6 protein-coding genes are annotated in these 5,856 nt (G+C 71.8%); 5 read left to right on the forward strand and 1 reads right to left on the reverse strand.

From position 1 onward, the window contains the following. Positions 1–347 precede the first annotated feature (347 nt). The 3 genes from VEA98_RS14550 to VEA98_RS14560 all read left to right on the forward strand — a co-directional run bounded on the left by VEA98_RS14550 (position 348) and on the right by VEA98_RS14560 (position 3,292). On the forward strand, positions 348–1,721 hold the full coding sequence (locus VEA98_RS14550) for a class II 3-deoxy-7-phosphoheptulonate synthase (RefSeq protein ID WP_324815946.1): 1,374 nt from the start codon (positions 348–350) through the stop codon (positions 1,719–1,721). A 1-nt stretch (position 1,722) separates the two neighbouring features. Beyond that, complete coding sequence (locus tag VEA98_RS14555; RefSeq protein ID WP_324815948.1) at positions 1,723–2,295, forward strand: prephenate dehydratase domain-containing protein; 573 nt, start codon at positions 1,723–1,725, stop codon at positions 2,293–2,295. 298 nt (positions 2,296–2,593) lie between these two features. Next, entirely contained in the window at positions 2,594–3,292 is a 699-nt protein-coding gene (locus tag VEA98_RS14560) for a chorismate mutase (protein WP_324815951.1), read from the forward strand. Here VEA98_RS14560 and panC read toward each other — a convergent pair. Beyond that, entirely contained in the window at positions 3,289–4,149 is an 861-nt protein-coding gene (gene panC, locus VEA98_RS14565; protein WP_324815953.1) for a pantoate--beta-alanine ligase, read from the reverse strand. The two genes, VEA98_RS14560 and panC, sit on opposite strands and share 4 nt — an antisense overlap. Positions 4,150–4,225: 76 nt before the next feature. Between panC and VEA98_RS14570 the strand changes: the two genes are divergently transcribed. Both VEA98_RS14570 and VEA98_RS14575 read left to right on the forward strand, forming a co-directional pair. After that, positions 4,226–4,873: an SPOR domain-containing protein gene (locus VEA98_RS14570; RefSeq protein ID WP_324815956.1), complete on the forward strand. Its 648-nt coding sequence runs from the start codon at positions 4,226–4,228 to the stop codon at positions 4,871–4,873. A 123-nt stretch (positions 4,874–4,996) separates the two neighbouring features. Further along, the gene (locus VEA98_RS14575; protein WP_324815959.1) at positions 4,997–5,824 is read left to right on the forward strand and encodes a division plane positioning ATPase MipZ; all 828 of its coding nucleotides are present in this window, start codon (positions 4,997–4,999) and stop codon (positions 5,822–5,824) included. Positions 5,825–5,856 lie beyond the last annotated feature (32 nt).

The raw sequence follows: 5,856 nt of genomic DNA on the forward strand, positions 1-5,856 counted from the left end.
CGGTCTGCAGGTCCGTCCCGCGCCGGCGTCCGCAAGGCCGCCGGCGTGTTTCCGGCAAGGCTCCAACGGGCCGCCAGCCGGTAGGGTGCGTGGAAAACGGCCGCGCGGGGCGTCTGTCTCGTCGAAACGGTAACACAACCCTCACCGGGCGAGGCCCGGCGACCCCGCGCCCTCCCCACCTTTCGCGGCCCAAGCCCCGGAAGACGATGACCCATGCCTGCCGCCTGTCCCTCCCTGCTGCCTGCTGCCTGCTGCCTGCTGCCTGATCCCTGCTGCCTCACCCCCATCCTCCCGATGCGTCACAACGGTTCATTGTCCACAAACCCCGCTCCGCCTATCTTGCTGAAATGACGACGCGCTGGACGCCCGAGAGCTGGAGATCGAAACCCGTCGTGCAGATGCCGACGGACTATCCGGACATGGCCGCTCTGCATGCCGTCGAGGATGAACTGCGCGCCATGCCGCCGCTGGTCTTCGCGGGCGAGGCGCGTCACCTGACCGCGAAACTGGCTCAGGTCGAGGCCGGCGAGGCCTTCCTGCTGCAGGGCGGCGACTGCGCCGAGAGCTTCAAGGAGTTCTCGACCGACAACATCCGCGACACCTTCCGCCTGATCCTGCAGATGGCCGTCGTCCTGACCTTCGCCGGCCGCAAGCCGGTCGTGAAGGTCGGACGCATCGCGGGCCAGTTCGCCAAGCCGCGCTCCTCCTCGCTGGAGACCATCGGCGACCAGACCCTGCCCAGCTACCGCGGCGACATCATCAACGGCATGGCCTTCACGCCGGAAGAGCGGCTGCCTGACCCGCAGCGGCTGATCCGCGCCTACAACCAGTCAGCCTCGACCCTGAACCTGCTCCGCGCCTTCGCCGGCGGCGGCTATGCCGACCTCTACAACATCCACCGCTGGACCATGGGCTTCGCGGCCGACAGCGCCTACGGGGCCAAATACCGCGACCTGGCCGACAAGATCACCGAGGCCCTGGCCTTTATGGAGGCCGTCGGCGTCACACCCGAGACCCATCCGGACCTCTCGCGCGTCGAGGTCTTCACCTCGCACGAGGCCCTGCTGCTCAACCTCGAGAGCGCCCTGACCCGTCTCGACGGCGCCACCGGCGAATGGTTCGACACCTCGGCCCACATGGTCTGGATCGGCGAACGCACCCGCCAGCTGGACGGCGCCCACATCGAATTCGCCCGCGGCATCCGCAACCCGGTCGGCCTCAAGTGCGGACCGACGATGGAGCCGGACGACCTGCTGGCCCTGATCGACGCGCTGAATCCCGACAACACGCCCGGGCGCCTGACCCTGATCGGACGCTTCGGGGCGGACAAGGTCGGCGACCGCCTGCCGCGCCTGATGCGGGCGGTGAAGGCCGAGGGCCGCCGCGTGGTCTGGTCGATCGACCCGATGCACGGCAACACCCTCAAGGCCGGCAACGGCTACAAGACCCGGCCCTTCGAGCGCATCCTGACCGAGGTCCGCAGCTTCATCGACGTGGCCGAGGCCGAGGGCGTCCACCCCGGCGGGGTCCACCTCGAGATGACCGGCCAGAACGTCACCGAATGCCTCGGCGGCGCCCAGGCCCTGACCGAGGACGACCTGTCCAGCCGCTACCACACCCACTGCGACCCGCGCCTCAACGCCGACCAGGCGCTGGAGCTGGCCTTCCTCGTCGCCGAACGGCTCAAGGCCGGCCGGCGCGCGCAGTCCGAGGCGGCCTGAGATGGAGGCCGTCGGCCGCCCCGAGGGCGACGACGCGCCCGGCCGCTGCGCCTACCAGGGCGCCCCGGGCGCCTTCAGTCACGAGGCCGTCATCGACCTGAGGCCGTGGGACGTGCCGGTCGCCTACGACAGCTTCGACGCCGCCCTCGACGCCCTGAAGTCGGGCGAGGTGGGCTGCGCCCTGATTCCGGTCGAGAACACCACCATCGGCCGCGTCGAGCCGGCCGCCTCCCTGGTCGAGAGCGCCGGTCTCACCGTGGTTTCGGACGCGTGGCGCCCGATCCGTCTGGCCCTGATGGCCCCGCAGGGCGCCCGGCTCGGCGACGTGAAGACCGCGGAAAGCCACCCCGCCGCGCTGGGCCAGTGCACCGGAACCCTGACCAGCCTCGGCATCCAGCCGGTCGAGGCCTTCGACACCGCCGGGGCCGCCCGCGCCGTGGCCGAGGCCGCCGACCCGACCCGCGCCGCCGTCGCGCCCACCCGCGCCGCCGAGGTCTATGAGCTGTCGATTCTGCGCAACGACATCCAGGATTCCGCCGACAACCGCACGCGTTTTGTCCTGCTCAGCGCCTGAACGGCTTGACCGCGCACGATCCATGCGCCCAATGACCCTCATGGTCCGTTCGCCAGCCCTCGCTGCGACTGCATTCGCCGGCGTCACCGCCGCCGCGGACCTGTATTTCTACGGCTTTCGATACGCCGGCTGAGGCGTCGGGCATCGCGTCCCGGCCGCCTCGCCGGCGACCGCTCCGCGACGGAGCGGCGGCTCGCAAAACGCCCCGCAGCCTCATCGAAATCCTGAAAGTCCGCCCGTGTCGCACTGCACTCTCCAGCAAGTCTGGCCCGCCCCCCTCGACGTCTCGCCCGAACAGATGGCGCTCGCCGCCTTGCGGCACGAAATCGACGTCCTCGACGACCAGCTGCTCGCCCTCTTCGAGCGCCGCCTCGTCCTCGCCGCCCGCGTCGGCAAGGCCAAGGACGCGCCCTGCGGCCCGCACCTGAAACTCCGCCCCGACCGCGAACAGACCGTCCTCGACCGCGTCCGCGCCCGGGCCGCCCCGGACAACCGGGAGGCCGTCGCCTCCCTCTGGCGCCAGATCGTCGGCTGGGGCCTCGCCCGTCAGGGTCGCCTGCAGGTCCAGGTCTGGTCGCCGGTCGAGCCGACCCGCGCCTTCGACGCCGCCCGCCTGCGCTTCGGCGCCGCCGCCGACATGCGCGCTGTCCGCGATCCGCAGGCCGCGCTCGCCTGGGCCGCCGGGGGCCACGGCGTCGCCGTCCTCGCCGTCAACGCCGGCGACCCGTGGTGGACCGGCCTGCGCCGCGAGTGGGCCATGCTCAGCGTCTTCGACGGCTTCGGCGGCGACACGCCCACGGCGCTGGCCGTCGGCCGCATCGATCCCGCGGCCCTGCCGGGCGGCCGCCGCGTCCTCGTCACCGCTGGCGGCGACGCCGGCGACGGCGCCGGCCTCCGCCGCCGCGGGCTCGACACCCACCACGGCTGGACCTTGGCGCTGACCGACGCTGCGCTGCCGGTGGGCGGCGCGGAAGGCTGCGTGGGCGCGATCGGCTAGACGGCCATATTGTCGATCAGCCGCGTCTTGCCCAGCCAGGCGGCGGCGAGGATGCGGGCGGGACCGTCGGCGGTTCCACCCTCGAACTCGCCGAGATCGTCCGCGCGCCGCACCGCGACGTAGTCGACATGGCTGAAGCCGGCCTGCAGCAAGGCCTCCCGCGCCTCGGCTTCGACGGCGGGGAGGGGAACTCCGGCCGCCGCCCGGACGCCGGCTTCCGCCAGCACCCCATTCAGCCGCCGCGCCACCTCCACCTGGTCCTCGCTCAGGTAGGCGTTGCGCGACGACAGGGCGAGGCCATGCCCGTCCCGCACCGTCGGCGAGCCGACGATCTCGACCGGAATATCCAGATCGCGCACCAGCCGCCGCACCACGATCAGCTGCTGTAAATCCTTCTCTCCGAACACCGCCACATCCGGCTGCACCTGGTTCAGCAACTTCGCCACCACCAGCGCCACCCCGCCGAACATCTGCGGCCGGAACGCGCCCTCCAGCCCCTCGGCGGGGGCCCCGATCGAAATCGTCGTGGTCGCGTCGGCGGGATACATCTCCTCGACCGCCGGGGCGTACATCAGGGCGCAGCCGGCCCCGGCCAGCAGCTCCGCGTCGCGACCCTCCTGCCGCGGGTAGGCGCCGAGGTCCTCGTGCGCCGCGAACTGGGTCGGATTGACGAAGACGCTGGCGACCACCCGGTCCGCCCGTTGGCCGGCCTCGCGCACCAAGGTCAGGTGGCCTTCGTGCAACGCCCCCATGGTCGGCACGAAGCCGACGGTGAACCCCTGCCGCTTCCAGCCGCTTACGGTATCGCGCAGCTCCGCGATGGTGCGGGCCACGGGCAGGGCGGGAGTGTCGGGCATGGTGAACGGATTAACCCTTCGCCTTAAGCGTGCTTGTGAACCGCGCTTCAAAGCCCGGCGTGCCAGTGTGCCGCTTATGACGCCGAGCCTCCTCATTCGTCCAGTGCTGGCCTGTCTGGCCGCCGCCGCCCTGTCCGCCTGCGGCATGGTCGAGCCCAATCCGCATCGGTTCGAGGACATGGCCGAGGCCGTGGCCGCCATCCCGCTGGACGGGCCCAGGACGGTCGAGGCGCGTCCCGCCGTCCTGCGCACCGCGGATCAGGCCGGACTGCGCCCCGCCCTGCGCGTCGAGGTGATGGACCCCCACGCCCTCTGGGACGCCCGCGACGGCGACCTCGGCGCCATGGCCGGGGAGCAGGCGCAGCGTCTCGCCGCGGCCGCAGCGCCTGCGGTGGCCGACGCCGTGGTCCAGCGGGTCTCGGCCCGCATCGACGGAGCCGCCGCCCGGGCCGGACTGCGCCCCGCACGGGCCCCGGCTCAACGCTCCCGCGCCGCGGCCCCGTCCGGCCCGGCCAGACTGGTTCAGATCGGCGCCTATTCCAGCGAGGCCGCCGCCCGCGCCGCCTGGGCCAGGCTCGACCTCGATGGCCTGACGCCCGTCTTCGAGAGCGTCGAGATCGGCGGCCGCCGCCTGACCCGGCTCAAGGTTCGGACCCCGGCCGCCGGCGCCGCCGCCGTCTGCGCCGCCGCAGGCGTCGACGACCCGTGGTGCCGCCGGGCCTGAGGCGCCGGCGCCTCACATCCACAATCACTGACGGCCGCTCCGTTGACGCCGCGCCCCGGCGCGGCGATTCTGGCGTCTGAAGGCCGCCCGTCGAGTCGGGCGGCCGCGGAGCATCGGGATTTCATGGCTGACCCCACGGTCATCGTCGTCGGCAACGAAAAGGGCGGGGCGGGCAAGTCGACGCTCGCCATTCACATCGCCTGCGGCCTGCTGCACGCCGGCAAGACGGTCGCGATCATCGACCTCGATCTGCGCCAGCGGTCGATGGCCAAATTCTTCGCCAACCGCGCCGCATGGATGGCCGGCAACCACCAGGCCCTGCCGATGCCGCTCGAACCGGACCTCGGGGACGGCAAGGCCTTGGCCAAGGCCGACGAGACCATCCAGATGGCCCGTTTCAACGCCGCCTTCGCCGAGGCTCGCGCCCAGGCCGAGTTCATCCTGATCGACACGCCCGGCGGCGACACCCTGCTGTCGCGCACCGCCCACGGCCTCGCCGACCAGATCGTCACGCCGATGAACGACAGCTTCGTCGACTTCGACATGCTGGGCGTCGTCGACCCGGTGAGCCTGGAGGTGAAGCGGCCCAGCCTCTACGCCGAAACCGTCTGGAACAGCCGCAAGATGCGGGCGGCCAGCCAGGGCCGCTCGATCGACTGGGTGGTGCTGCGCAACCGCCTGGCGCCGACGGAGGCTCGCAACCGCAAGCGCGTGGACGAGCGGGTCCAGGCGCTGGCCAAGCGGATCGGCTTCCGGGTGGGACCCGGCCTAAGGGACCGGGTGATCTACCGCGAACTCTTCCCCTTCGGTCTGACGATTGCGGACCTGTCCACCGACATCCGGCCGATCCCCGTTTCGCTGCAGCACGTGGCCGCACGCCAGGAGCTGCGGGCGCTGATGGGGGCCTTGGGCCTTTCGGATTCCAACGACGCCTTGCTGGCGGCCGAATAGTCCTCACCCTATGACCTATCTGGCCCTCGGCT

This window comes from Brevundimonas sp. (assembly GCF_035627055.1).
Lineage (GTDB): Bacteria > Pseudomonadota > Alphaproteobacteria > Caulobacterales > Caulobacteraceae > Brevundimonas.